Annotated in this window: 3 protein-coding genes; all 3 read right to left on the bottom strand. The window is 72.0% G+C overall.

What is annotated here, in order from left to right; all coding sequences use genetic code 11:
- Positions 1-1,153 (bottom strand): sensor histidine kinase (locus NON22_RS23445; RefSeq protein WP_257389404.1); only part of this gene is annotated, 1,153 nt, incomplete at its 3' end.
- Complete coding sequence (locus tag NON22_RS23450; RefSeq protein ID WP_257389405.1) at positions 1,150-1,650, bottom strand: Rab family GTPase; 501 nt, start codon at positions 1,648-1,650, stop codon at positions 1,150-1,152. The genes NON22_RS23445 and NON22_RS23450, both read right to left, overlap by 4 nt.
- Positions 1,647-2,112: hypothetical protein (locus NON22_RS23455; protein WP_425508027.1), on the bottom strand; the 466-nt coding region annotated here is incomplete at its 5' end. The genes NON22_RS23450 and NON22_RS23455, both read right to left, overlap by 4 nt.

The raw sequence follows: 2,112 nt of genomic DNA on the forward strand, positions 1-2,112 counted from the left end.
GCCGGCGCGGCGCGGTGTCCTGCGCCGGCAGGCCGGCCGCGCCGAGCGGCGGCAGCGCGACGCGGAACGTGCTGCCCTGCCCGACCGTGGACTCCAGACCGAGTTCGCCCGACATGCGCTCGACCAGGCGCTTGACGATGGACAGGCCGAGACCGGCGCCGCGCGAACCGTGCTGCGCGCCGCGGTTGAACGGCCTGAACACCTTCGCGCGCGAGGCGGCGTCGATACCCAGGCCCGTGTCGCTGACTTCGAGCTGCAGCTTCGCGCCGTCCCAGCCCAGCTGCGCGCGCACGTAGCCGCGCTGGGTGTAGCGCAGCGCGTTCGACAGCAGGTTGATCGCGACCTGGCGCAGCTTGACCGCGTCGAACTGCGCGTCGGCCGGCGGCGCGGCGCCCGCTTCGACGGCGAGCGCCAGACCCTTCTCGGCGGCCAGCGGCCGGAACATCGCGTCGAGATCGGCGACCAGCGCGGCGATGTCGATCGCGCCCGGATCCAGCAGGCTCTCGCCGGCTTCGCCGCGGCCGTATTCGAGCAGGTTCTCGGCCAGGGCGAACAGATAGGTCGCATTGCGCCGCAGCGCGCCGAGCGCCTGGCTGCGCGTGCCGGCGCCTTCGCGTTCGAGCAGATGCAGGTAGCCGAAGATCGACGTCAGCGGCGTGCGGAATTCATGGCTCAGGGTCGCGAACAGCGCGTTCTTCAGCGCGTTGGCTTCCTCCAGCCGCGCACGCTGTTGTTCGAGCTCGCTCTTGATCTGGCGCAGCCGCGCCAGGGTGCGCGATTTCTCGATGCCGGCGAGCACGGCGTCGTTGCCGAGCTGCTGCTGCGCCTGCGTGCGGCCGTGCTCCTCGCCGGCGTCGAGCAGCAGCAGATGGAACTGGTCGCCGGCCGGGATCAGATGCACATGCGCATGCCGGCCGCCGGCCAGCTCGACGAACGGCAGGTCCTGCTCCTGGTCGTGCGGCAGGCCCAGGAACAGGTCCTGCAGCTGGCGCGCGAGCGCGCCGGCACCTTCGGCATCGATGCCGTGGTGCGCCGTGTCGCCGTGCACGTCCACGAGCTGCCACTGCGCGTCGAACGTCAGCAGCAGCGGCCGGGCGCGCGCGCGCAGCAGCGCGTTGAGATGGCTTTCCACCGCCTCGGGCAGCGCCTTCACGGCGCCAGCCTCCGCGCGAGCTCGGCGAAACCGGCCTCGACGCCGTCGCCGCTGAGCGCGCTGGTCTCGAACACGGCCAGATTGCGGCGGATTTCCACAAGCACCGCCGGCGCGACTTCCCAGCGGTCGACCAGATCGAGCTTGTTGACGAACAGAACGCAAGTCGGGTCGGCGATGACGTCGCGCGCCTGCATCGCGAGATTCAGCGCCGCGCGCAGGCTGGCCTCGCGCGTGCCGTCGGCGACGAGGATCAGGCCGCTGGCGCCGCGCAGATAGTTCTTGTTGACGCTGTCGAGCGCGGCCTTGCCGGCGATGTCCCAGATCACGAGCTTGAGATCGACGCCGTCGCCGAGCGCCACGACACGGCTGTCGACCTTGACCCCGACCGTCGTCAGGTATTTCTCCGAAAACGTGTTGCGCACGAAGCGCGCGACGAGGCTGGTCTTGCCCACGCCGAAGTCGCCGAGCATGCATACCTTGCGTGCGATCTCGCTCATTTCTCCTCCGTCGGCGCCGGTGCGAGGCTGAGGCTCGCGGCGCGTTCATCGAGCGTCGGCGCGTCGGCCGCCGCGTCGCCGGCGATCCCGCGCCGCTCGGGCCCGACGCCGGCCGCCTGCAGCTGGTCGCAGAGCCAGCGCGCGCGGCGCTCGCGCAGCGAACGGTTGGTCGTCGCCGAACCCGGCTCGTCGGTGTGGCCGCGGCACTGCAGCGCGAACGAACGCTGCAGCCGCGGCGCGAGCGCGTTCAGGCGCTCGACGCTCTGCAGCAGCACCGGCAGTTCGGCCGCGTCGCCCGGTTCGAGCTCGCGCGTGAAATGCACGCGTTGCGCGGGCAGCGCCTCGGCGAGTCGCTGCCATTCGGCCAGCAGGGCGGCGCGCGCGTCCTCGACGACCCGCAGCGCCGCGGCATCGACCGCGACGATGCCGGCGACGCGCTCGGCGCGTTCGCGCGCCTGTGCG

This window comes from Tahibacter caeni (genome assembly GCF_024609805.1).
Classification (GTDB): Bacteria; Pseudomonadota; Gammaproteobacteria; order Xanthomonadales; family Rhodanobacteraceae; genus Tahibacter; species Tahibacter caeni.

What these genes read in the sequence shown, in the direction of transcription:
- NON22_RS23450 (WP_257389405.1), bottom strand. Translation starts at nt 1,650, where the DNA reads ATGAGCGAGATCGCACGCAAGGTATGCATGCTCGGCGACTTCGGCGTG.